This is a genomic window from Limnohabitans sp. (genome assembly GCF_046052765.1).
Taxonomy (GTDB): domain Bacteria; phylum Pseudomonadota; class Gammaproteobacteria; order Burkholderiales; family Burkholderiaceae_C; genus Limnohabitans.
On the sequence record NZ_JAVLFQ010000002.1, the window covers coordinates 1 to 22,133 of the forward strand.

Consider the following 22,133-nt stretch of genomic DNA (forward strand, 5'->3'; position numbering starts at 1 on the left):
GGGGGATTCTGAGAATAGGTCTGCCGAAAAAGCAAGAGGCTAAGCCCTGACAGGGTCAGTTCATGTACTTCTATCTGATACATCCGTCAGTCAATAAATAGCCAGAGCGCCACCTAAGTGAAAAGTACCAGAGATCGGCAGATGCTCTACAGTCGGATTTTTTCAACTGGAGCCAAGCTTCATGCGCGTGTTATTGCTCGGTGCCACCGGCACCATAGGATTGGCCACGGCCAGGGCATTGCTCAGCAGCGGCCACGAGGTGGTGTGTCTGGCCCGGAATATAGCCGGGGTCAAGGGTAGCTGGACTGCTGAAAAAACCCGCGAACAGCTGGCGGGAACCCAAGTGCGTTTTGGCGATGTGCAATCGGCTGAATCTGTGCAAGTTCACGGTTTGCAAGGCGAACATTTCGATGCTGTGGTGTCTTGCCTGGCTTCGCGCACCGGCACCCCGCGTGATGCATGGGCCATAGATTACCAAGCCCATTCTCAGTTGTTGAAACTTGCACAAGCCGCCGGCATAAAGCAATTTGTATTGTTGTCAGCGATTTGCGTGCAAAAGCCATTGCTCGGTTTTCAACAAGCCAAACTTGCTTTTGAAAAAGAATTGATGGTGTCCGGTTTGACTTATTCCATCGTCAGGCCAACGGCGTTTTTCAAATCTTTATCAGGGCAGATTCAACGTTTAAAGCAAGGCAAGCCTTTTTTGCTGTTCGGCGACGGACGCTTAACCGCTTGCAAGCCCATCAGCGATGACGACCTCGGGCATTTCATCGCCGCTTGTTTGAGTGATGCTGACAAACACAACCGGATACTGCCCATAGGCGGGCCGGGCGAGGCGATCACGCCTTTGCAGCAAGGCGAGTACCTGTTCAAACTGCTGGGCAAAACCCCGAAGTACAAACACCTGCCCGTGGGTTTGCTTGATGTCATCATCCATGTGTTGAAGACCTTAGGAAAATTGATACCTTCGCTGGCTGATAAGGCTGAGCTTGCCCGCATAGGCCGCTATTACGCCACCGAGTCCATGCTGGTGTGGAACACGCAAACGCAAGCTTATGACGCGGACGCTACGCCGTCCTTCGGTACGCAAACTTTGTTTGAACATTACAAACAACTTGTGGCGGGTGAAGCGAAAGTGCAACTGGGTGATCACGCTGTGTTTTGAAGCCGTTGCCAGCAGCTTAGGTACGCTCCAATGAATGTTAACTTTGTTAACGGTTCCATTGTTTTTATTTGCCTACATTACCAAAAGACCTTAAACGGCGAAGCATCATCTGAACGCAGTGAAGATGATTGAATTAAGTCCCCATGAAGTACCGGATAAGTATTAAAGTAAAAATCACCACCAGGTCAAACAAAACAATCCAATAATTTATTCCACCAGAAATTTCCCACGGAATCCAAAATCAACCAGACCTATTTGTGACCACAGTCATTCTGCTGGCATAAATACCTGTACCAATAGAACATCATCACAAAGTGTTCGCTACTGCCTCGCACTAACTTACCGTGTGAAAGTCTTAGATAAATCCTTACATGGAGATTCCATATATGTCATCAGTAAACCAAGAAGAACAACCAAGAAAACAGATTCCAATCCGAATCGCTCATTCCCAGCACACCAAATTTACCAACATATCCAGACGCACCAAGATTCCCATGTCAGTCCTGTGCAGAGATGCCATTGCACGACACATAAAAGACATTGAGACCAGAGGCATCACAGCAGTCTTAAACGACTTGGATGCGGTGTACTGATGGCACCAGACAAGACCAAAATAAAAGAACTGATTCAGAAGTCTGCCACCAAAGACCTTATGTATCTTCACATCAATCCAGTTGAACCTAAGTCGCTTGAGTCTGCGTTGAAAGATTTACAGAAGTTCCTTGGCAAAGGTGGTGCAGAGGTGGTGGTGGTGAGGAGTTAAATTTAAATATAGGGCAAGAAAAGTGAAAATTTTCAATAAATCACCTATCGATAAATTCACCATTAATCCATTGACCAGTGCTAGGTGTAAAAAATGGATTGGATGATATATAAGATCCAATGCCATGATACTTACCATTTTTGAACTGTCCAACATATCTATCTCCATTTGAAAGAATTATTGAACCTTCACCATCATATTTTCCATTTAAAAATCCCCCTGAATAATGTTCTCCACGATTAGTATCATATTTTCCCGTCCCAGTCATTTCACCATTCTGATAACTTCCTTCATATTTGTCACCGTTACTATATAAATGAGTGCCTTTTCCATGTCTTTCTCCATTTAAATAATCTCCAATATACTTATCACCATTCCTGTGCCAATACGTACCAGTGCCACTTTGTTTACTATTTAAGTATTCGCCGTCGTATTTGTCACCATTTGAAAATTTCATTACGCCTTTACCATGAAGATTATTTTCTTTATACATCCCAATATATTCAAATTTGTCAGATTTAACAGTTCCGTATCCATCAGCAAGATCATTTTTGAATTCACCTTCGTATTTTGTTTCTGGTCCAATTCTTTTGCCGAAACCATGTGCTTTGCCATCTAAAACTTCGCCTTGATATGCATATCCTTTTTTTGGTCCGTCTAAATAGGTAAATGAACCAACACAATTAGTCCATTTAAGATAATTTTCACCTTCACATTTTGGAAGTGATTTTTTTGCAATATTATTATTAGAGTCAGTAGATAATATTTTTTTATTTGTTAAGAAAGAAGAGTCTATCCAACCATTTTTATTATTAAATTTAATTTTAGAATATGAGTTGGATTTTTCGCCAAGATAAATTAATTCGTCTTCTTTTGTAATCTTGTAAAGAACCTCTGCACTGTCGTCAGGTGATTTCAATATTTCAACATTATTTATTTTTGAAGTTACTACATCACCAATATTAAAATTAATAGAATTAGTTTGACTAAATGAGTTTATATTCAATAATAGAAGTACAAAAAAAATAACTTTAACTTTCATTATAAGTCCTTTACTTTTTGACAAGTATTTCTTCCACCCAACCAACACCGTTTTCAGTTCTGACTTTTACAAAACCTTGTTCAGTGACTCCCAAATAAAGCAAATCATCAGTTTTAGATAATTTACTTATTACTTCACTTTCTTCATTTGGCATTTTTAATAAAACAACATTTGCCACTTTAACTCTCAACATATCACCCTTATTGTAAGAGTTTGCTTTTGGAGCAGATTTTGCATTTTCAGCAGATTTTTCATTAATCTTAGAGTCAGCAAGTGTTGGCAAATCTCTAATTGATTTAACAATATTATTGTAGTTGTCAAGTAATGCAGCAGCAACAATTTTCCCCTCTGCTGTACTCGTATACGCACCCGCACCAACACCACCTAAAACACCACCAATTCCAAAATCTGCTTTTTCAACATTACCCTCCGCTGCTGCAACTTGTAGACCAGACCTGACATCAGAAATAATTAATGATGTTTGTGCTTGTTTTAGATTAATACCGGCACCAACTGCACCTGCAATCGCTCCTATGGGTCCAAAAAATCCACCGACTGCACCTATTGCTGCACCTCCAGCATTATTGGTGCTAAATGCAACAGTTGCAGTCATTATAAAATCAGCACTAACTAATTGACCTTTTCCAATATTTTGGTCTGCTTGAAGGTCACCATTATCTGATAATGCTCTTTCTTGCATTATGTTTTGCATTGCTTTTCCACGCTCAACTACTTGAAAGCATTTTGATTGTTGAATTATTAATCTTAATAATTGTGTTGGTGGTGGTAATTTATATTGGTTCAGTAGTGTTTGTATATCATTTTGAGGTTCTGAGATAGCAATAGTTCCTAGAGATTTTTCACATTTCTCTAAACTTGGTGCTGCATTCGTACTTCCAGACGATGTCGCTGAACCTTTTATTGGGGTATTCGCTTCTCCAGGTTTATTAGCAAATGCATCTTTTAATTTATCAAATAAATTCGGACCTTTATTTTCTGTTTGAGTTGTTTGAGGAGATCCTCTGCCTTGTGAATAACTGTTAACTGAAGAAAGGCATATTAGTATTATTAATATATATTTTTTCATATTTGAGTCTTAGATTACTTTGTGATTAGTCAATTTCAAAATACAAATTTCATTCAAGTCTTAATTTAGACACACCATGCTAACAAGACAGTTCATTGTATTGATGAATATATTTCCTATGTCTCAAAATGTAAACAATTTGAGATGGATTCAAAAAGCATTACATTTTTCGGTGGTTGCCAAGTCTCAAATGTTGTCTCACCATCCACAGATCCTTAACTAATCTACCAAATCTATTCACTATGTCAAGTATCGGTTACGCCAGAGTGTCGTCTTACGGTCAATCACTTGAGGTTCAACTTGAGAAGTTGTCATTCTGTGACACAGTGTTCCAAGAGAAGCAGTCTGCTCGAAACGACGACCGAGAACAACTCCAACGCTGCCTGAACTATCTAAATGACGGTGATAGTCTGGTCATCACTAAACTGGACAGACTCGCAAGATCCACCCGTGACCTATTGAACATCATGTCTCGACTAGACAGAATGAATGTCAAACTGGTCGTCTTGGATCAACAGATAGATACTTCTACATCTACTGGGATGCTGCTTTTCACGATGCTCGGTGCTATTGCCACTTTTGAGAATGACCTCAGGCGTGATAGACAGTCACAAGGTGTTGAACACGCAATCAAACGAGGTGTGAAATTCGGTCGCAAATGTGTTCTGAACGATGAGCAACTGATGACCATGAAGTCAAGGCGACTCAATGGTGACTCTATCCACGACTTGATGACTCAGTTCAAAGTCAGTAGAGCAACTGTGTACCGATGCCTGTCACAGGTTCAACATTAACTAATCAGTAGAGCATTAAAAAACCCACTCATAAGTGGGTTCTGATTGAGTTCTGTTGCCTTCTGACTGAACGACTTCTGGTTCATTGAAGATGGAAGACTTTTTGTTCTTCCTCGGAACACGATGTTCTTTCTTGACTCTTGGTTCTTTCACACTCAACGCAAATGCAATGTGTTCTGCGTTCAGTTGGTTCTGTTTGGCGATGGCAACAATCTGTGCAAGTGCGTCTGAGTGCGTTGATTGAATCTGACGCATTTCTTCCTTCTGCATTGATTCAATCATCTTGCGAAGTTTGACCAATGTTGTCCCTGTGTCACTCTGTGTCATACCGTTACCTCTGTGAGTTGTTGATGAGGGTTTGGATGGTATGAATGGGGTAAGAAATGGCAAGAATTTTTTCGGTAGGCACAGAAAAAACCGCATCACTAGTGGTGGTGCGGTTTGCCGTGGAAAGTATAAAACTACAGACTTTTATACTTTCAAAATAAAAAAAGCACTTAAATCTCTTTAAGCGCTTAATTTAATTGGGGTTTTTGGTAGGACGTACAAGATTCGAACTTGTGACCAACGGATTAAAAGTCCGCTGCTCTACCAACTGAGCTAACGTCCCATCATTGCGCGTAGCAGTTTTGCTGCAAAGCGAAGCCACAAAGTATAACTGTTTTTTTGAGCTTTTAACAAGACTGTTAAATATCAATCAGTGAGAAAAATGGTTCAATACCCAACCTGCTGCACACTGACCAAAAGTGGCTGTCACAGTGACCAATGAACCGTATCCATGGCAATTCAAATTGCCATCTACAGATACGCCTTCGATGGGTTCGGGTCGGGTAATTTCTTCCCTGCTAAACACCGCATGAATACTGCTGGGAACTTTGACAGAAAAAACAAAACCCATTTTTCGAAGCCGTTGCCTGACTTGTGCAAGCAGCGGGTCATGTGTGACCGAGGCTAAATCTGCCATTTCAACCAAATGGGCGAGTTTTTTTCCACCAGCAGCACCCACCATAACCAAAGGTTTGTGATGCGCTAAACACCAAGAAGCCAAAGCGACTTTGGCGCTGACCTGATCGGTGGCATCTATCAGCATATCCAGATCGCGGGGTAACAATGAATCTATGTTTTCAGGTGTGATGAAATCATCAATTTTTCGTACGACACACGACGGATTGATCAGCGAAATGCGATCTTGCATGGCTTGAACTTTGGATTGACCCAGTGTAGTGGTCAGCGCATGTAACTGACGATTGATATTGGATTCGGAAACATGATCCATATCAATCAACGTTAAATGTCCAACCCCACTTCTTGCCAAGGCCTCCACAGACCATGAGCCAACGCCGCCAACTCCGATCACTGCCACAGAGGCATGTTGGATTCGTTTTGCTGTGTCAGTTCCGAACAATCGAGACAAGCCGCCAAAACGTCTGTCTATGTCTGCCGAAGTGATATGGGTCGTATCCACCAATCTATTTCAATTTAGTCATCCGTTCTTTGGCAGCGATTGCTGCTTCTGAATTGGGATGTTTTGAAATCAATTCATCGAATGTTTTCTTGGCTTCTTGTGGCAATTTCAATTCGAGCTGTGCGTTGGCCAAAGTCAATAAGGCTTCAGGAAATTTGGTATGGCTATCGCTCATGCCGGTAAAAGCCTTCAATTGATTGACGGTATCTGCGTATTCCCGCTTCACATACTTCGCACTGGCTAGCCAGAACAAGGTACTTTGTTTAAATCCAGTATCAGGGTATTTGCGTAAAAAAGCCGAGAAGGTGGCGATAGATGCAGTGAAATCACCTTTTCTGAAAGAAGCCAAGGCCAGTTCAAAATCTTTCTTTTCGGCCGGGTCTGCCTGAAATTCAAGACCGTCAAGTTGAAAAATAACAGGCTCTAATTTAGCAATACGTTGCTCCATCTTGAGCAAGCGTTCTTCCAATCCTGAAGTGTTGTCGTTTTGACCACGTTTTAAAAGTGAGATTTCACGTTGCAACTGGTCTCTTTCTCCACGTGTTTCAGCCAAGCTTTGCTTGAGTCCATCAATCTGAGATTGCAGCTGAAGCAAGGCTTGCTGTAAGCGGGAGGATTCTTGCTGAACTTCAGAGGCGACCGTATCACGCACAACTTGTTGTGATTTGGTGATGCTGTCGAGTGAACGCTGTATCACAGCCTCATTGTTCAGTTGCGCTTGACGAAGGTTTTCTAAGCGTTGTCTTAAATCAAGAATCGCTCGCCGTGCTTCATCGTCTTCAAATACTCCCGCGTGGGAAAAAGTTGCTACAAACAACCAACACAGACAAGCTGTCTTAAAGCTTGGTTTCATTTGTAGAAGAATTCAGCACGACGGTTTTTAGAGAATGCGGCTTCGTTGTTGCCTTGAACTGCAGGTTTCTCTTCGCCGAAACTGACAGTTTCAATTTGCGAAGCAGCCACACCCAACAAGGTCAAACTTTGACGAACCGCATCAGAACGCTTTTGTCCGAGTGCAAGGTTGTACTCACGTCCACCGCGCTCATCCGAATGACCCTCTAAGGATAAACGTGCACGAGGGTTTGCTTTCAAAAACTTTGCGTGTGATTCGATGACAGATTGAAATTCAGGTTTAACGGAAAAACTGTCGTAATCGAAATAAATAATTTTTGTTGTGTTAGCTGGCCCAGATGCAAAATTGTCATTATTTGATGATGTAACGGGTTCAACCTTGCTTTGAGGTTGCGGCGTTGGTTGTACTGGCGCAGGAGTGATATTGGATAGTTCGGGCGGTGGTTTGATGCCAGATCTGTCTTCAACTGGCACATCATTGAGTTTCACCCCAGAGGCACAGGCGGTAAGCATCACCACAAGCAAAAAAGACAATAGAGACTTCATCATAGATTTACTCCAAATTTCAAAGCGTCAAGGTTTTAAGAAAGGGCCCCAATGGGGTTCACGAATATTGGTGGTTTGTCCGGCAAGCTTTGCACTTATTTTGCCATCTAACGTCGTTGTCATCAGCGCCTCACGACCTTGGATCAGTGTCGCATACAGAATAAGTTTTCCATTCGGTGCAAAACTGGGTTTTTCATCGCGGGTTGTTTCTGTCAAAGACAATACTTTGTCAGTAGCTAACTCCATTAATTGAAGCTTATATGAGGAACCAGTGCGGGAAATATAGGCTAGCCATTTGCCATCGGCGCTCAGCGCCGGTGAAATGTTGTAGTTGCCATTGAAAGTCACCCTTTGTACAGGACCTCCTGATGAAGGTATGCGGTAGATTTGAGGAGATCCGCCACGGTCACTGACGAAATAAATAGCGCTGCCATCTGAAGTGAAAACCGGCTCAGTATCAATTCCGGTGGACTGGGTGATACGTTTAGGATCACCGCCTGTGGCATCTATCAAAAAGATTTGAGAGCCACCATCTTTGCTCAGGGTAATGGCCAGATTCTTTCCGTCAGGCGACCAAGCAGGTGCGCTGTTAGACCCTTTGAAATTAGCCAACACCCTGCGCTTGCCAGTTGCTACATTGTGAATGTAAACAACAGGTTTGCGTGTTTCAAAAGAAACGTAAGCAAGTTCATTTCCATTCGGTGACCAACTTGACGAAATGATAGGTTCAGGACTGGTCAGTGCGGATTGAGCGTTTTCACCGTCTGAATCAGAAACCCACAGCATATGACGGTTTGCGGAACTGGTTATGTAGGTAATACGGGTTGAAAAAATGCCCTTGTCACCGGTTAGTTTTTCATACACTTGATCCGCAACACGGTGCGCCACAAAACGTAAATCAGAGGGTAGTGCCATGAAGCTTTGACCACCCAAGTCCTGGCTTCTAACCATATCCCATAGCCTGTAGCGAACTTCAAAGCGCCCATCCGCCAATTTGCTGATACTGCCAGTCAGTAATGCGTCAATTTTTTTTTGTTTCAGCAGATTGAAATCTGGACGGGTGTTTTCATCCAACTCAACGCCTGGGTTTGAACTTTTAAATTGACCACTGCGTTCCAGATCAGCGCTGATGATTTGAGAGATTTTTTGAGGAACCGTTTCGGAAGAACGGAAATCAGTAATGCCGATGGGAATCTGGCTAATGCCTACGCCTGAGATTTCAACTTTGAATTCTGCTTGTGCCGGACCACTGTATGCAAACAGCATTCCAATCAGGGCAGTTATCGCGATGACGTATCGGGTCATGTTTTTCATGGTAATTGTTGCTCCGCGATTCTAACCAAGAGAGGACTTCTCTAAGGCGATAATCCACACAAGTATAAAGTGATTACAAATGAGCCAAGAGAAAAATTTCATACAACGCTTGATCAGTTGCTTGAGTTTATTCAAGCAACCTACTCATGCGTGGGTGATTGCCGTTGTGTGCATGGTATTGGTTGCATTGTGCGAGCCCATGGTGCCAGCATTGCTTCAACCTTTGCTGGACAAGGGTTTTCAGCAAAACAGTTTCTCAGTATGGTTGGTGCCATTTGCCTTGATCGGACTTTTTGGTATTCGCGGCTTGGGTATGTTTGTGGGGCAAGTAGCTATCGCGAAAGTCACACAAAACGGATTGCTGCAGCTGCGCGTTCAAATGTTCAACCGACTGCAAGACGCAACGCTGTCATTATTCAGACAACAAAATGCGAGCGCACTGGGCAATACGCTGGTATTTGAAGTACAGATCGGGGCACTGACACTGGTCAATGCAATGATTGGTGCGGTTCGCGACAGTTTGACGCTTATTTCGCTGATTGCTTATTTGCTCTACCTCAATTGGAAATTAAGTTTGATTGTGGCCTTGCTCATCCCTTCGGTAGCATGGTTAATGAAGGTTCTGAGCAGGCGTTTATATATGCTTGTTCGCTCAAGTCAGCAAGCCACAGATAATTTGTCTTATGCGGTAGAGGAAACTGCATTAGCTCACCGAGAAATTCGCCTGCATGACGCGCAAGCACTACAAACACAACGCTTTAGGAATCTTGGCTTGGCGATGTCCCGTTTGTCACTCAAAACAACTGTCGCTAACGCAGGCATTACGCCATTGACACAACTATTTTCTGCGGTCGCACTTTCGGCGGTGATCAGCGTAGCTTTGTTACAAAGTCAAGACAGCCATATGAGTGTCGGTGGTTTTGCTGCTTTCGTCACGGGCATGTTGATGCTGGTCAATCCCATCAAACACTTATCTGAAGTTGCAGGACCCATCACGCGTGGTGTTGCTGCCATTGAACGTGCGCTTGAACTGATCAACCACACACCTGTTGAAACCAGTGGTCACTTTCATTGCGAAAAAGCCAAGGGACATTTGCATTTTCAACATATTTCTGTTCAATACCAACCGGACCATCCTTATGCGCTCAAGGAAATTGAACTTGAGATCAAGCCTGGAGAAACGGTGGCATTGGTGGGAAGTTCGGGTTCAGGCAAAACATCGTTGGCGAATTTACTGCCCAGATTTGTTGAGTGGACCCAAGGCGATGTGACGCTTGACGGTGTTTCCATACGAGATTGGGATCTACGTGATTTGCGCCGACAATTTGCCATGGTCAGTCAAACAGTAGTCGTGATGAACGACTCCTTGGCAGCCAATGTTGCCCTCGGCAAAGAGCCAGACAGAGACAGAGTGGTTGAATGCTTGCTGGCTGCTAACTTGGGGGACTATCTACAAACGCTTCCCGATCATATTGACACGCTGGTTGGCCATAACGCTTCCACACTGTCGGGTGGACAACGTCAACGTCTAGCGATTGCCAGAGCCATGTACAAAAACACACCTATTCTGATTTTGGATGAAGCTACATCCGCATTAGACAATGAATCTGAGCGCATGGTTCAAGATGCTTTGCAAAAATTACAAAAAGGCAGAACAACGTTAGTGATAGCGCATCGCTTATCAACCATTGAAAATGCAGACCGCATTGTTGTGCTGGATGCTGGGCGCATCATTGAATCAGGTACACATCAAAGTCTGATGAACATCGATGGTGTGTACGCCTCGATGTTCAGATTGGGTAGTTCTGGCAATCTGCAAGCATCATAAGTACTTGTTGATCAGTTCAAAGCAATACGATGTTGTATTGCTCAAGCCCTATACCAAATTCAGCTTGCAAAGAAATAGGTTTGCCAATGAACTCACTCAAACCGACCAAGTGTTGGCTTTCTTCCTCTTGCAATAAATCAATGACTTTAGGGGCTGCTAAAACTCGAAACTCGCGCGGACTGAATTGTCTGGCTTCTCTCAAAATTTCTCTGAGAATGTTGTAAGCAACCGTTCGGGCGGTGTTCACAACCCCACGTCCCTGACAATGACCGCAGGGCTCGCACAGCATCTGTGCCAAGGACTCTCTGGTGCGTTTACGAGTCATTTCGACCAACCCTAACGCTGAATACCCACTCAAACCTGTTTTCACTTTATCTCGTGACAGTTGCTTTGAAAACTCTGTCAGCACGGCGTCGCGGTGCTCGATTTTTTGCATGTCGATGAAGTCTGTCACGATGACTCCGCCTAAGTTGCGTAAGCGTAATTGCCGCGCAATAGCTCCAGCGGCTTCCAGGTTGGTTTTGAAAATCGTATCGTCAAAATTTTTCGCGCCGACAAAACCACCAGTATTCACATCGATGGTTGTCAACGCCTCTGTTTGATCAATGATCAGGTACCCGCCAGACTTGAGCATGACTTTTCGACCTAACGCCTGTTTAATTTCATCGTCTATGTTGAATAAATCAAATATGGGGCGTTCACCTTTGTAATGCGCAAGTTTTGATAAAACCGATGGCATGAACTCAGTGCCGAATGTACGCAAAATACCGTGTTGCTCGTGTGAATCAATACGTATGGTTTGGGTATTGTCATCCACCATGTCTCTTAATACGCGTTGCAGCAAATTCAAATCTTGATGCAGTAAGCTTTTGGACGCTTGTTGTGTTGAACTCGTTTTTACCTTGATCCAAGTCTTGCGCAAATATGCGATGTCCTCTTGAAGTTGCGCATCCGTTGCATCTTCTCCGTTGGTTCGAAGAATAAAACCGCCCTTTTCTTCGTTTTGATGTGCAAGCTGTACCAGTCTGAGACGCAGGTTTTCTCTTTGTTCTGGAGGGATTTTTTGCGATACACCGATGTGGTTATCCTGGGGTAAAAAAACCAATAAACGTCCTGCAATACTTATTTGCGTAGATAACCTCGCACCTTTGCTTCCGATGGGATCTTTGATCACTTGAACCAACAATGTTTGACCTTCAAACACCTGCTTCTCAATCGGGATCTGCGCAGACTGAGCGTCGTTATCCGTATTTTTGGGAGGGCTGCCATTGAACACATCAGCTACATGCAAGAAGGCGGAGCGTTCCATGCCAATATCTATGAATGCTGATTGCATGCCCGGGAGCACCCTTGCGACCCGTCCAGAGTAAATATTACCAACCAAGCCGCGCTCTAACGAACGTTCGATATGTATTTCCTGTAGGGCACCGTTTTCGACCACAGCAACACGGGTTTCCTGCGGTGACCAATTGATCAGAATGTCGTGTTGCATGATGGGTCCTTATCAATTTGGCTGAGCATTTGTCGGGTTTCAAAAACTGGCAAACCCATGATGCCTGAATGACTGCCTACAATTTTTTTGATAAAGCAAGCGGCAAACCCTTGTATCGCGTATGCGCCTGCTTTACCCATAGGCTCCGAGGTTTGAACGTAGGCTTGAATATCGCTACTGCTGATGGCTGCGAATGTCACCGATGATTTTTGTACCTTGCAGATAGTTCGACGTCCATGGCCTAGCGCCACTGCAGTAAACACATGGTGTGTTGTGCCTGACAAGATGCTTAACATTCTGAATGCATCTTGGTCGTCGACAGGTTTTCCCAAAATGGTTTCATTCAAAGCAACCGTGGTGTCTGCACACAGCACAGGACGAGGTGTCAAGCCGGAGGACTTCATTTGGGCTGTGGCTGCTTTGAGCTTCAATAACGTGACTCTTTTGACATAAGTCTGGGGGTTTTCGCCTGGCAATACCTGTTCTAATTTTTCTGCCGCCAGTGCATCAACTGGCAATAGCAACTCAAAAGAAATACCTATTTGAGTCAATAACTGTTGTCTGCGCGGACTTTGAGAGGCCAAATAAATAGTCGGCAACATGGTCACTCCCGATGGTAGGGATGGTTGGATAACAAAGACCAGGCTCTGTACAACTGTTCAATGAGCACCACTCTCACCATGGCATGGGGTAAGGTGAGATTCGACAACCCCAGTAAATCATGGCCGCCTTGTCTGATGACAGGATCAAATCCGTCCGGTCCGCCAATGATAAATGCCACTTCCAATGCTTGATCCTGCCATCCGCGCCATTTGCTTGCAAGACCAACAGTGCTGAGTTGTTCGCCTTTTTCATCTAGCCAAATACGGTGGCAGTCTTTGGGAATGGCGGCATCAATTCGACTGCGCTCAGCAACCCATATTTGAGACAAAGTTTTAGAGGATCGGGGTTCTGTCTTGACCGTTCTCAAAGTCAATTTGATATCAGGCGTGAACCGTTTGGCGTAGTCGTCCCACGCGAGTTGTGCCCAAGCAGGCACTTTTTGGCCAACTGCGACTACCCACAGTTTCATGAGCGCGTTTGACGGACTGCACTTTTAAGTGGAGTTGTTTTTTTAGCTGCCGTTTTCTTTGCAGGGGTCTTGGTGTTGATCACTTTTTTTGCCACTGGTTTACTGAGCTCTTTGGGGTTTGAAGTGGTTTTTTGAGCGACAGGTTTTTTATTCGATGAAGCTGTTGTTGAACGCTTAGGTTTATCTGAAGTCTTTGATTTTTCTGCAACGGGCTTAGCGGTAGATTTACTTCGGGCAGATTTCTTTGCAACCGGTTCTGATATTTCAACAACTTTGGGTGCGGCTTTCGGTAGTGGTGCACCCAGTTTGATGCGAACAGGTTTATCACCCCAGATTTCTTCCAGATGGTAATACTGCCGAATGGTGGGTTGCATGATGTGTACTACCACTGAACCGCAGTCCACAATGATCCATTCACCGTTTTCTTCGCCTTCAATCCGGGGTTTGCCAAAACCGCCGTCACGAACATCGTCGCGCACATTGGCAGCCAAGGCTTTGGTTTGCCTGTTAGAGGTTCCACTGGCGATGATGACCCGTTCAAATAGCGCAGATAAGTGTTCGGTATTGAACACAGCAATGTCTTGCGCCTTGACATCCTCGAGGCTGTCGACAACGATACGCTGCAATTTTTGTACGTCTTTTTTTTCAGAGACTTCGGTCATGGCGGTCCATATAAAGGTGGTGATGTTGAATATATTGAAACACTGAGGGCTTTAAACCGAGGTCGGTCATGAAGCCTTGTTTTAGGCCTAAACGTATGTCGGTGGCACTGACGTTTTCCAAGGGCATGTTCAATGGCGTGAGCCTGATCTGGGGGTGATTGTGCCACTCATACAGTTGAGTATCGTCTTTTTCGCTGGTTGCCCGCGGGGCCACTGCCAGTTGAGCCAGTTGAGCGATCTGTTGCCATTCTTTCCAAGTTTCAAAACGCGCAGCCTGGTCTGCGCCGAGCAACACAAAAAAATCTGCACTGTCATGGCGTTTGACCAACTCTCGCAGTGTGTCAATCGTATAACTTGGCCCCTGTCGCTTCAATTCCATATCTTCAACAACCACAGCCGGTAAGTCTGCAAAATTCAACTGTGTCATCGCCAGCCTGTGGGTCGCAGTGGTCAGGGATTGACTTTTGTGCCATGCATTTCCAGTGGGAATGATGTACAAAAGATCAAGTTTGAGTTGACTGATGGCGCACTGGGCCAATACGAAATGCCCGGTATGCGGCGGATCAAAAGCGCCGCCGTACAAACCAATCCGTTGTGAGGTTGAATGACTCAAATCCAAGCTTTTGGTTTGAGAAATTCTGTGTACAAGCGATCCTCAGCCGAACCAGTCTCTGGTCGGTGCTGGTATGACCAAGTCACCAGTGGAGGCATGGATAACAAGATGGACTCGGTTCGTCCGCCGGATTGCAAGCCGAAATGGGTTCCCCGATCAAACACCAGATTGAATTCGACATAGCGTCCTCGCCGATACAGTTGATGATCCCGTTCACGCTCGCCAAACGGCATGTCTTTGCGTTTTTCAACGATGGGCAGATAAGCCAAAAGCAAATGATTGCCGACACTTTGCATCATTTCAAAACTTCGATCAAAACCTAATTCTGAAAAATCATCGAAAAAAATTCCACCGATTCCGCGCGGTTCATTGCGGTGTTTCAAGAAAAAATATTCATCGCACCATGTTTTGAAACGCGGATACAACTTTTCATCGAACCCCTCTAAAGCTTGTCTGCAAGTCTGATGGAAATGGATCGCATCTTCTTCAAACCCATAATACGGTGTTAAATCCATGCCACCACCAAACCAGGCGACGGGTTCACCATCTTGTGTTTTGGCCATCAAGGCACGCACATTCATGTGCACCGTTGGCACATAGGGATTGCGCGGATGGAACACCAATGAAACGCCCATGGCTTCAAATGGTGAACCATTCAGTTCGGGACGGTGTTGAGTGGCTGATGGGGGAAGCTTAGGTCCGGTGACATGAGAAAACCCAACGCCTGCCCGCTCAAACACATTTCCCTGCTCCATGATCATGGTGATGCCATTGCCTTGAAGCGCTTCGCCTTTGGGTTTTTCCCAGCTGTCTGACAAAAAAGCATGACCATCCAGCTCAGTCAATGCAGAGGTGATGCGCTGTTGCAAGCCCATCAAATATGTGCGCACAGGCGCAAATACAGGATTCATTTATCAAGTCCTTGAATCAACGGCCTAAATTCATCGCTTCACACCTCGGTAGCCAATGTCACGTCTGACCTGTGCACCATCAAAATGGATAGTATCAACCAATTCATAGGCATTAGCCTGCGCTTGACGAACCGTGTCTCCAAGGGCGGTCACGCAAAGTACGCGACCTCCTGCGGTTACCGTTTCTGTACCTTCTTTGGCGGTGGCCGCATGAAACACCCTGGCATCTGGCTTGTCTGTATTGAGGCCATGGATCACGTCTCCTTTGCGAACTGCGCCAGGGTAACCAGATGCGGCCATGACCACACCAAGGGCTACCCGACGATCCCAATCCAGTTCCATTTTTGCAAGTTGAATAGGCTTGGGCTCGGTCGCCGCCAAAAGCAAGGCCAGCAAATCACTTTTGAGCCTTAACAATATGGGTTGGGTCTCGGGGTCGCCCATGCGGCAATTGAACTCGAGCACCTTGATCTGGCCATGCGAGCCAATCATTAATCCGGCATACAAAAAACCTGTGTAAGGAATGCCGTCAGACTCCATGCCTTTGAGTGTCGGTTGAATCACTTCGCGCATGACACGAGCATGTATTTCGGGCGTCACGACTGGCGCGGGAGAATAGGCACCCATACCGCCTGTATTGGGGCCCTGATCACCGTCAAGCAAGCGTTTATGGTCTTGGGATGTGGCCAGTGCCACTGCAACCTGACCATGCGCCACGACCATGAAGCTGGCTTCTTCCCCCTCTAAAAACTCTTCGATCACCACCCTTGGCTTCCCGTCAGAATGCTGAATGCCGGTTTGATCATGGGCAAGCATGTGGTCAATGGCTTCATGGGCTTCTTGCAAAGTGGTAGCTACTACCACGCCTTTGCCAGCTGCCAACCCATCAGCTTTCACCACGATGGGTGCAACCTGAGCTTGGACATACGCGTGCGCAAGCGTTGCATCTTCAAACACTTGATATGCCGCAGTAGGTATCTGGTGACGATGCATGAAGGCTTTGGAAAATGCCTTGGAACTCTCAAGCTGAGCAGCTGCCCTTGTAGGGCCAAAAATACGCAGTCCATGGGCTCTGAATTCGTCAACAATGCCTGCTGCCAAAGGAGCCTCAGGACCCACCACGGTAAGACCCACGTCATTGGCCTGAGCCCATTCACGCAAAGCAACCACATCCGTGATGGGCAGTACTTGCAGATCTTTATTCATGGCAATGCCGGCATTGCCTGGAGCGACGTACACCATTTGTACTTGGGGTGACGCGGTCAGTTTCCATGCCAGCGCATGCTCGCGTCCACCGGATCCAATCACCAATATTTTCATAGGGCCGCGTTGTGGTAGACCTCTTGTACGTCGTCAAGGTCTTCTAACGCATCAATGATTTTTTGCATTTTCAGGCGATCCTCATCGCTTAAATCGATGGTGATATCTGCACGGTAAGTGATTTCAGCCATGGCTGGCGTCAACCCTGCTTTGTCGAGGGCGGCCTTGATAGCCTCAAATTCAGCAGGGTCAGTCAACACCTCGATAGCGCCATCTTCATCAGTCAAGACATCTTGGGCGCCCGCCTCAAGTGCTACTTCCATGATGACGTCTTCGGAGGTGCCGGGCGCCAGAATCAGTTGGCCGCAATGTTTAAATTGAAAAGCCACCGAGCCTTCTGTGCCTAAGTTACCGCCGTGTTTGCTCAGTGCGTGGCGAACTTCTGCGACTGTCCGTACTTTGTTGTCAGTCATGGTGTCAACCATCAATGCCACACCCCCTATGCCATAGCCCTCATAGCGGATTTCTTCGTATTGCACGCCTTCTAGGTTACCAGTGGCCTTGTCGATATTGCGTTTGATGGTGTCAGCAGGCATATTGGCCGCTTTTGCCTTTTCAATCGCTAAACGCAAGCGGGGATTGATTTGCAGATCGCCACCCCCGGCTCGCGCAGCCACCATGATTTCCCGAATGACGCGCGTCCAGACTTTGCCGCGTTTTTCGTCTTGCCTGCCCTTACGGTGCTGGATATTGGCCCATTTACTATGACCTGCCACCTTAACTGGCCTCGGCTTCTTCGGGCTCTGCCGGTTCTGATTTAGAGGATCGACTCTCTTTTTTGGGAAGCGGTTGTATATCCAACAGCACTTCGTCCTTGTCGTCGAGCCCCACCGTGAGTCGACCACCCTCAGTCAAACGACCGAATAGCAATTCATCTGCCAGCGCACGGCGGATCATGTCTTGAATCAAGCGCTGCATAGGACGCGCGCCCATGAGGGGATCAAAGCCTTTTTTGGCCAGGTATTTGCGTAGGTCGTCGGTGAACGTGACATCAACTTTTTTCTCTGCCAACTGTGTTTCAAGTTGCAACAAAAACTTATCAACCACGCGCATGATGACAGTTTCATCCAGCGGTTTGAAACTGACTGTGGCATCCAAGCGGTTGCGGAACTCTGGCGTGAATAAACGTTTGATGTCTGCCATCTCGTCACCAGGTTCGCGTGCATTCGTAAAGCCAATGGTTGACTTGTTCATGGTCTCGGCGCCGGCGTTGGTCGTCATGATGATGATGATGTTGCGGAAATCGGCTTTGCGTCCGTTGTTATCGGTCAAGGTGCCGTGGTCCATCACTTGCAACAAGACGTTGAAAATATCCGGATGCGCTTTTTCAATTTCATCTAACAACAACACCGCATGCGGTTTTTTGGTTACTGCCTCAGTGAGCAATCCGCCTTGATCAAAACCGACATAGCCCGGAGGCGCTCCAATCAAACGGCTCACCGCATGGCGCTCCATGTATTCGGACATATCGAATCGAAGTAACTCAATACCTAAGATGTAAGCGAGCTGCTTGGCGGCTTCGGTTTTACCCACGCCAGTGGGACCGCTGAACAAAAAGGCACCAATCGGTTTGTCTGCCTTGCCCAAGCCAGACCGCGCCATCTTGACGGAAGAAGCGAGCACTTCAAGCGCTTTGTCTTGGCCGAACACCACGCTTTTCAGATCGCGTTCCAAGGTTTGCAACTTACCTCGATCGTCATTTGATACGCTGGCTGGCGGGATGCGAGCGATCTTGGCAACAATGTCTTCAATCTCTGATTTGGTGATGGTTTTCTTGCGCTTTGACACAGGCAAAATACGCTGTGCAGCGCCAGCTTCGTCGATGACATCAATGGCCTTGTCAGGCAAATGGCGGTCATTGATGTACTTGGCGCTGAGTTCTGCCGCAGCCTGCAAGGCAGCCACCGCGTATCTGACGCTGTGGTGCTCTTCAAAACGTGATTTGAGGCCTTTGAGAATATCGACCGTCTGCTCAACTGTGGGCTCGACCACATCGACTTTCTGGAAACGCCGCGACAGTGCCGCGTCTTTTTCAAAAATACCTCGGTATTCTGAGAAAGTTGTCGCGCCAATACATTTGAGTTGACCGCTTGACAATGCTGGTTTGAGCAAATTGGATGCGTCCAAGGTGCCACCGGAAGCCGCACCTGCACCAATCAAGGTATGGATTTCATCGATAAACAATACCGCATTGGGTTTATCTTTGAGCGATTTAAGTACTCCTTTGAGGCGTTGCTCAAAATCACCACGGTATTTAGTGCCTGCTAACAAGGCGCCCATATCAAGCGAATACACCTGAGAATCAGCCAAAATTTCAGGCACATCTTTTTGTGTGATTCGCCATGCCAGGCCTTCGGCTATGGCGGTTTTACCAACGCCGGCTTCACCGACCAGCAACGGGTTGTTTTTGCGTCTACGACACAAAATTTGAATCACTCGCTCCACTTCATATTCACGACCGATCAACGGATCAATCTTGCCGTCTTTGGCCAACTGGTTGAGGTTTTGCGTGAACTGCTCCAGCGGAGAAGTTTTTTCAGACTTATCGCTGTTTTCTTCAGCCTCAGGCGTGCTGGACTCCGAACCTTTGACAGGTTCTGCGGGGTCGGATTTTTTAATGCCGTGTGCAATGTAATTCACCACATCCAAACGGGTGACGCCTTGCTGGTGCAAGTAATACACAGCGTGCGAATCTTTCTCGCCGAATATAGCGACCAACACATTGGCGCCGGTCACTTCTTTTTTGCCATTACCTGTTGATTGAACGTGCATGATGGCACGCTGAATCACACGTTGAAACCCCAGTGTAGGTTGGGTGTCAACTTCCTCTGTGCCGTCTACCTGCGGCGTATTGTCTTTGATGAAATTGGACAAAGACTTGCGCAAATCATCAATATTTGCTGAACAGGCACGCAACACTTCGGCGGCGCTAGGGTTGTCAAGCAGTGCCAACAGCAAATGCTCAACGGTGATGAATTCATGACGCTGTTGTCTGGCCTCAACAAAGGCCATATGCAAGCTGACTTCAAGTTCTTGGGCAATCATGATTTCTTCCTTGGTGCAATCTCAGACTCAACTGTATATGGAAACGGATGGGATTTATTCAACGGGTTCAGCCAAACATTGCAAAGGATGCCCCGCCTGATGAGCGGCATCCTGTACTTGGTCAACCTTGGTGGCAGCAACATCCTTGGAATAGACCCCGCAAACGCCTTTGCCATCAAGGTGAATTTTTAGCATGATTTGAGTAGCCGCTTCCCGGTCTTTGCTGAAAAACTCCTGCAAGACACGAACGACAAACTCCATCGGTGTGAAATCATCATTCAACATGACGACTTGGTACATCTGTGGAGGCTTGGTTTTCAGGGTTTTCCGCTCTAAAACAACAGAATCCCCGTTTCCAGCTTCTTTGTCAGGGGTGATTTTGGGTATTTGAGGACTTGTGGGCATACCTTTATTCTATCGGTGCTGAACAAATGACGGAGTTATAGGGAAAAACTAAATAAATCTCATTTTATTAACTATAAATTAATCATTTACAAGATTAAAAATATATAATTTAATACTAAAATAGGATTCATGATGGATTCTAGTTTTTCAAACAAATTCGGAGGTTTCTATGGCATTCGGTATCGTTAAATGGTTCAACAACCACAAGGGGTTTGGCTTTATTGAATCAAATGAGTTTGATTCAGACATATTTGCCCATTTCAGTGAAGTAGAAATGATTGGTTTTAAAACCCTGCAGCAAGGTGCAAGCGTTGTTTATGAACCCATGCAAGGGCCAAGAGGTTGGATGGCTAAGAACATACGCGTTATCGCCGCTCCAGCCATGCCTCCAACCCAAACTCAGCACGTCGACCCCAAGGGGTCTAGACTTCGAACCCCTCAATTCAGAGCGAATTTAGCCAGTCAGTTTTCGTGACGTTTTTAAAAGATCACATATGGTCAATCATGACCTGACCAAATCCGGAGCAACTCACTTGGGTTGCACCTTCCATTAAGCGGGCAAAGTCGTAAGTCACATGACGACTCAGTATCGATTTTTCCATGGAAGAAATGATCAGATCAGCAGCCTCGATCCAACCCATGTGACGAAGCATCATTTCTGCAGACAATATCTCTGAACCTGGGTTCACATAGTCTTTTCCTGCGTACTTTGGGGCGGTTCCATGGGTGGCTTCAAAACAAGCGACCGAATCTGACAAATTGGCTCCCGGCGCGATTCCAATGCCACCGACTTGTGCTGCTAAGGCATCAGATATGTAATCGCCGTTCAAATTCAAAGTAGCGATGACGCTGTACTCGGCAGGACGCAACAATATTTGTTGCAGGAAAGCATCAGCAATACTGTCTTTGACAATGATCTCGCGGCCTGTACGCGGGTTTTTGAAACTGCACCAAGGTCCGCCGTCTATCAACTGTGCGCCAAATTCTTTTTGAGCCAATGCATAGGCCCAGTCTCGGAATCCACCTTCCGTGTATTTCATGATGTTGCCCTTGTGGACTATGGTCACGTTGGGTTTGTCATTATCAATAGCGTACTGTATGGCTTTGCGAACCAGCCGTTCAGTGCCTTCACGAGAGACGGGCTTGATACCAATCCCAGAGGTATTCGGGAAACGGATCTTGGTAACGCCCATTTCATCGATCAAGAACTTGATCAATTTTTTGGCTTTGTCAGACTCTGCCTCGTACTCAATTCCAGCATAAATATCTTCAGAATTTTCACGGAAGATGACCATATGCGTTTTTTCAGGTTCCTTCAGGGGCGATGGCACCCCTTTGAAATATTGAACGGGGCGCAAGCACACATACAAATCAAGCTCTTGTCGCAATGCCACGTTCAAGGAACGTATACCGCCACCAACTGGCGTCGTCAACGGGCCTTTAATAGAAACAACATATTCTTTGAGTGCGGCAAGGGTTTCCTGCGGCAGCCACACGTCTGGGCCATAAATTTGGGTCGATTTTTCGCCTGCGTAAACTTCCATCCAATGAATTTGACGCTTGCCGCCGTACGCCTTGGCAACAGCAGCATCCACTACTTTGAGCATGACTGGCGTGATGTCTAGACCCGTGCCATCACCTTCAATGTAAGGAATGATGGGCTGATCAGGGACTGTCAAAGACATGTCGGCGTTAACTTTGATTTTTTCGCCCTTGGCGGGTACTTTGATATGCTGGTACAAGTCACAATCTCCCAA

At 46.0% G+C, this 22,133-nt stretch carries 23 protein-coding genes and 1 tRNA gene; 5 read left to right on the top strand and 19 right to left on the bottom strand.

From position 1 onward, the window contains the following. Positions 1-181 precede the first annotated feature (181 nt). Complete coding sequence (locus AC9UG7_RS00135; RefSeq protein ID WP_509582884.1) at positions 182-1,165, top strand: NAD(P)H-binding protein; 984 nt, start codon at positions 182-184, stop codon at positions 1,163-1,165. Positions 1,166-1,757: 592 nt separating this feature from the next. Then, complete coding sequence (locus AC9UG7_RS00140; protein ID WP_509582887.1) at positions 1,758-1,928, top strand: hypothetical protein; 171 nt, start codon at positions 1,758-1,760, stop codon at positions 1,926-1,928. A gap of 40 nt (positions 1,929-1,968) precedes the next feature. On the opposite strand, the gene AC9UG7_RS00145 is transcribed toward AC9UG7_RS00140, so the two are convergent. Together AC9UG7_RS00145 and AC9UG7_RS00150 are read right to left on the bottom strand one after the other, a co-directional pair. Then, positions 1,969-2,970 carry an SH3 domain-containing protein gene (locus AC9UG7_RS00145; RefSeq protein WP_509582890.1) on the bottom strand — a complete coding sequence of 334 codons (1,002 nt, stop codon included), beginning with the start codon at positions 2,968-2,970 and terminating at the stop codon, positions 1,969-1,971. Between the two features lie 10 nt (positions 2,971-2,980). Further along, the gene (locus AC9UG7_RS00150; RefSeq protein ID WP_509582893.1) at positions 2,981-4,057 is read right to left on the bottom strand and encodes a CsgG/HfaB family protein; all 1,077 of its coding nucleotides are present in this window, start codon (positions 4,055-4,057) and stop codon (positions 2,981-2,983) included. Between the two features lie 242 nt (positions 4,058-4,299). On the opposite strand from AC9UG7_RS00150, the gene AC9UG7_RS00155 reads away from it, so the two are divergent. Continuing rightward, entirely contained in the window at positions 4,300-4,851 is a 552-nt protein-coding gene (locus AC9UG7_RS00155) for a recombinase family protein (RefSeq protein WP_509582896.1), read from the top strand. 15 nt (positions 4,852-4,866) lie between these two features. On the opposite strand, the gene AC9UG7_RS00160 is transcribed toward AC9UG7_RS00155, so the two are convergent. The 6 genes from AC9UG7_RS00160 to tolB form a co-directional block, all read right to left on the bottom strand. Next, the gene (locus tag AC9UG7_RS00160) at positions 4,867-5,178 is read right to left on the bottom strand and encodes a hypothetical protein (RefSeq protein ID WP_509582898.1); all 312 of its coding nucleotides are present in this window, start codon (positions 5,176-5,178) and stop codon (positions 4,867-4,869) included. Positions 5,179-5,385: 207 nt separating this feature from the next. Beyond that, positions 5,386-5,461: transfer RNA gene (locus tag AC9UG7_RS00165), tRNA-Lys, on the bottom strand. Between the two features lie 87 nt (positions 5,462-5,548). Beyond that, a complete protein-coding gene (locus AC9UG7_RS00170; RefSeq protein WP_509582901.1) occupies positions 5,549-6,316 on the bottom strand; it encodes a tRNA threonylcarbamoyladenosine dehydratase in 768 nt (255 codons plus the stop codon). A 4-nt stretch (positions 6,317-6,320) separates the two neighbouring features. Continuing rightward, positions 6,321-7,169, bottom strand: a complete 849-nt coding sequence (locus tag AC9UG7_RS00175; RefSeq protein ID WP_509582904.1) for a tetratricopeptide repeat protein — start codon at positions 7,167-7,169, stop codon at positions 6,321-6,323. Further along, on the bottom strand, positions 7,166-7,717 hold the full coding sequence (gene pal, locus AC9UG7_RS00180) for a peptidoglycan-associated lipoprotein Pal (RefSeq protein ID WP_509582907.1): 552 nt from the start codon (positions 7,715-7,717) through the stop codon (positions 7,166-7,168). The genes AC9UG7_RS00175 and pal overlap by 4 nt, the downstream gene beginning before the upstream one ends. 24 nt (positions 7,718-7,741) lie before the next feature. Continuing rightward, a complete protein-coding gene (gene tolB / locus AC9UG7_RS00185; RefSeq protein ID WP_509582994.1) occupies positions 7,742-9,019 on the bottom strand; it encodes a Tol-Pal system beta propeller repeat protein TolB in 1,278 nt (425 codons plus the stop codon). Between the two features lie 88 nt (positions 9,020-9,107). Here tolB and msbA point away from each other — a divergent pair, with 88 nt between their 5' ends. After that, positions 9,108-10,856 carry a lipid A export permease/ATP-binding protein MsbA gene (gene msbA, locus AC9UG7_RS00190; RefSeq protein ID WP_509582910.1) on the top strand — a complete coding sequence of 583 codons (1,749 nt, stop codon included), beginning with the start codon at positions 9,108-9,110 and terminating at the stop codon, positions 10,854-10,856. Positions 10,857-10,872: 16 nt separating this feature from the next. On the opposite strand, the gene rng is transcribed toward msbA, so the two are convergent. The 10 genes from rng to clpS are packed head-to-tail and all read right to left on the bottom strand — an operon-like array spanning position 10,873 to position 20,376. Further along, the gene (gene rng / locus AC9UG7_RS00195) at positions 10,873-12,348 is read right to left on the bottom strand and encodes a ribonuclease G (RefSeq protein WP_509582913.1); all 1,476 of its coding nucleotides are present in this window, start codon (positions 12,346-12,348) and stop codon (positions 10,873-10,875) included. Next, positions 12,330-12,950 carry a Maf family protein gene (locus tag AC9UG7_RS00200; RefSeq protein WP_509582915.1) on the bottom strand — a complete coding sequence of 207 codons (621 nt, stop codon included), beginning with the start codon at positions 12,948-12,950 and terminating at the stop codon, positions 12,330-12,332. Before AC9UG7_RS00200 ends, rng begins: the two co-directional genes overlap by 19 nt. Positions 12,951-12,952: 2 nt before the next feature. Next, positions 12,953-13,420: a 23S rRNA (pseudouridine(1915)-N(3))-methyltransferase RlmH gene (gene rlmH / locus AC9UG7_RS00205; protein WP_509582918.1), complete on the bottom strand. Its 468-nt coding sequence runs from the start codon at positions 13,418-13,420 to the stop codon at positions 12,953-12,955. After that, on the bottom strand, positions 13,417-14,082 hold the full coding sequence (rsfS, locus tag AC9UG7_RS00210; protein WP_509582920.1) for a ribosome silencing factor: 666 nt from the start codon (positions 14,080-14,082) through the stop codon (positions 13,417-13,419). Before rsfS ends, rlmH begins: the two co-directional genes overlap by 4 nt. Beyond that, positions 14,066-14,695 (bottom strand): nicotinate (nicotinamide) nucleotide adenylyltransferase, encoded by a 630-nt coding sequence (gene nadD / locus AC9UG7_RS00215; protein WP_509582922.1) that lies wholly within the window; start codon positions 14,693-14,695, stop codon positions 14,066-14,068. Before nadD ends, rsfS begins: the two co-directional genes overlap by 17 nt. Next, positions 14,692-15,606 (bottom strand): oxygen-dependent coproporphyrinogen oxidase, encoded by a 915-nt coding sequence (gene hemF / locus AC9UG7_RS00220; RefSeq protein WP_509582924.1) that lies wholly within the window; start codon positions 15,604-15,606, stop codon positions 14,692-14,694. The genes nadD and hemF overlap by 4 nt, the downstream gene beginning before the upstream one ends. A 30-nt stretch (positions 15,607-15,636) precedes the next feature. Beyond that, positions 15,637-16,926 (bottom strand): phosphoribosylamine--glycine ligase, encoded by a 1,290-nt coding sequence (gene purD, locus AC9UG7_RS00225; RefSeq protein ID WP_509582927.1) that lies wholly within the window; start codon positions 16,924-16,926, stop codon positions 15,637-15,639. Continuing rightward, positions 16,923-17,642, bottom strand: a complete 720-nt coding sequence (locus AC9UG7_RS00230; RefSeq protein WP_509582929.1) for a YebC/PmpR family DNA-binding transcriptional regulator — start codon at positions 17,640-17,642, stop codon at positions 16,923-16,925. Before AC9UG7_RS00230 ends, purD begins: the two co-directional genes overlap by 4 nt. A gap of 1 nt (position 17,643) precedes the next feature. Further along, positions 17,644-19,971 carry an ATP-dependent Clp protease ATP-binding subunit ClpA gene (gene clpA, locus AC9UG7_RS00235; RefSeq protein ID WP_509582931.1) on the bottom strand — a complete coding sequence of 776 codons (2,328 nt, stop codon included), beginning with the start codon at positions 19,969-19,971 and terminating at the stop codon, positions 17,644-17,646. Positions 19,972-20,025: 54 nt separating this feature from the next. Beyond that, positions 20,026-20,376: an ATP-dependent Clp protease adapter ClpS gene (gene clpS / locus AC9UG7_RS00240; RefSeq protein ID WP_509582932.1), complete on the bottom strand. Its 351-nt coding sequence runs from the start codon at positions 20,374-20,376 to the stop codon at positions 20,026-20,028. A gap of 169 nt (positions 20,377-20,545) precedes the next feature. Here clpS and AC9UG7_RS00245 point away from each other — a divergent pair, with 169 nt between their 5' ends. Continuing rightward, entirely contained in the window at positions 20,546-20,851 is a 306-nt protein-coding gene (locus AC9UG7_RS00245; RefSeq protein WP_509582934.1) for a cold-shock protein, read from the top strand. A 13-nt stretch (positions 20,852-20,864) separates the two neighbouring features. Here the strand turns inward: AC9UG7_RS00245 and icd are convergent, their stop codons facing one another. After that, entirely contained in the window at positions 20,865-22,118 is a 1,254-nt protein-coding gene (gene icd / locus AC9UG7_RS00250; protein WP_509582937.1) for an NADP-dependent isocitrate dehydrogenase, read from the bottom strand. Positions 22,119-22,133 lie beyond the last annotated feature (15 nt).

Coding starts and splice junctions, on each gene's coding strand:
- tolB (WP_509582994.1), bottom strand. CDS start 9,019: ATGACCCGATACGTCATCGCGATAACTGCCCTGATTGGAATGCTGTTT.
- rsfS (WP_509582920.1), bottom strand. CDS start 14,082: ATGACCGAAGTCTCTGAAAAAAAAGACGTACAAAAATTGCAGCGTATC.
- rng (WP_509582913.1), bottom strand. CDS start 12,348: ATGCAACACGACATTCTGATCAATTGGTCACCGCAGGAAACCCGTGTT.
- AC9UG7_RS00245 (WP_509582934.1), top strand. CDS start 20,546: ATGGCATTCGGTATCGTTAAATGGTTCAACAACCACAAGGGGTTTGGC.
- AC9UG7_RS00155 (WP_509582896.1), top strand. CDS start 4,300: ATGTCAAGTATCGGTTACGCCAGAGTGTCGTCTTACGGTCAATCACTT.
- clpA (WP_509582931.1), bottom strand. CDS start 19,971: ATGATTGCCCAAGAACTTGAAGTCAGCTTGCATATGGCCTTTGTTGAG.
- rlmH (WP_509582918.1), bottom strand. CDS start 13,420: ATGAAACTGTGGGTAGTCGCAGTTGGCCAAAAAGTGCCTGCTTGGGCA.
- purD (WP_509582927.1), bottom strand. CDS start 16,926: ATGAAAATATTGGTGATTGGATCCGGTGGACGCGAGCATGCGCTGGCA.
- clpS (WP_509582932.1), bottom strand. CDS start 20,376: ATGCCCACAAGTCCTCAAATACCCAAAATCACCCCTGACAAAGAAGCT.
- AC9UG7_RS00140 (WP_509582887.1), top strand. CDS start 1,758: ATGGCACCAGACAAGACCAAAATAAAAGAACTGATTCAGAAGTCTGCC.
- msbA (WP_509582910.1), top strand. CDS start 9,108: ATGAGCCAAGAGAAAAATTTCATACAACGCTTGATCAGTTGCTTGAGT.
- AC9UG7_RS00200 (WP_509582915.1), bottom strand. CDS start 12,950: ATGTTGCCGACTATTTATTTGGCCTCTCAAAGTCCGCGCAGACAACAG.
- AC9UG7_RS00160 (WP_509582898.1), bottom strand. CDS start 5,178: ATGACACAGAGTGACACAGGGACAACATTGGTCAAACTTCGCAAGATG.
- AC9UG7_RS00135 (WP_509582884.1), top strand. CDS start 182: ATGCGCGTGTTATTGCTCGGTGCCACCGGCACCATAGGATTGGCCACG.
- AC9UG7_RS00145 (WP_509582890.1), bottom strand. CDS start 2,970: ATGAAAGTTAAAGTTATTTTTTTTGTACTTCTATTATTGAATATAAAC.
- AC9UG7_RS00150 (WP_509582893.1), bottom strand. CDS start 4,057: ATGAAAAAATATATATTAATAATACTAATATGCCTTTCTTCAGTTAAC.
- hemF (WP_509582924.1), bottom strand. CDS start 15,606: ATGAATCCTGTATTTGCGCCTGTGCGCACATATTTGATGGGCTTGCAA.
- AC9UG7_RS00175 (WP_509582904.1), bottom strand. CDS start 7,169: ATGAAACCAAGCTTTAAGACAGCTTGTCTGTGTTGGTTGTTTGTAGCA.
- pal (WP_509582907.1), bottom strand. CDS start 7,717: ATGATGAAGTCTCTATTGTCTTTTTTGCTTGTGGTGATGCTTACCGCC.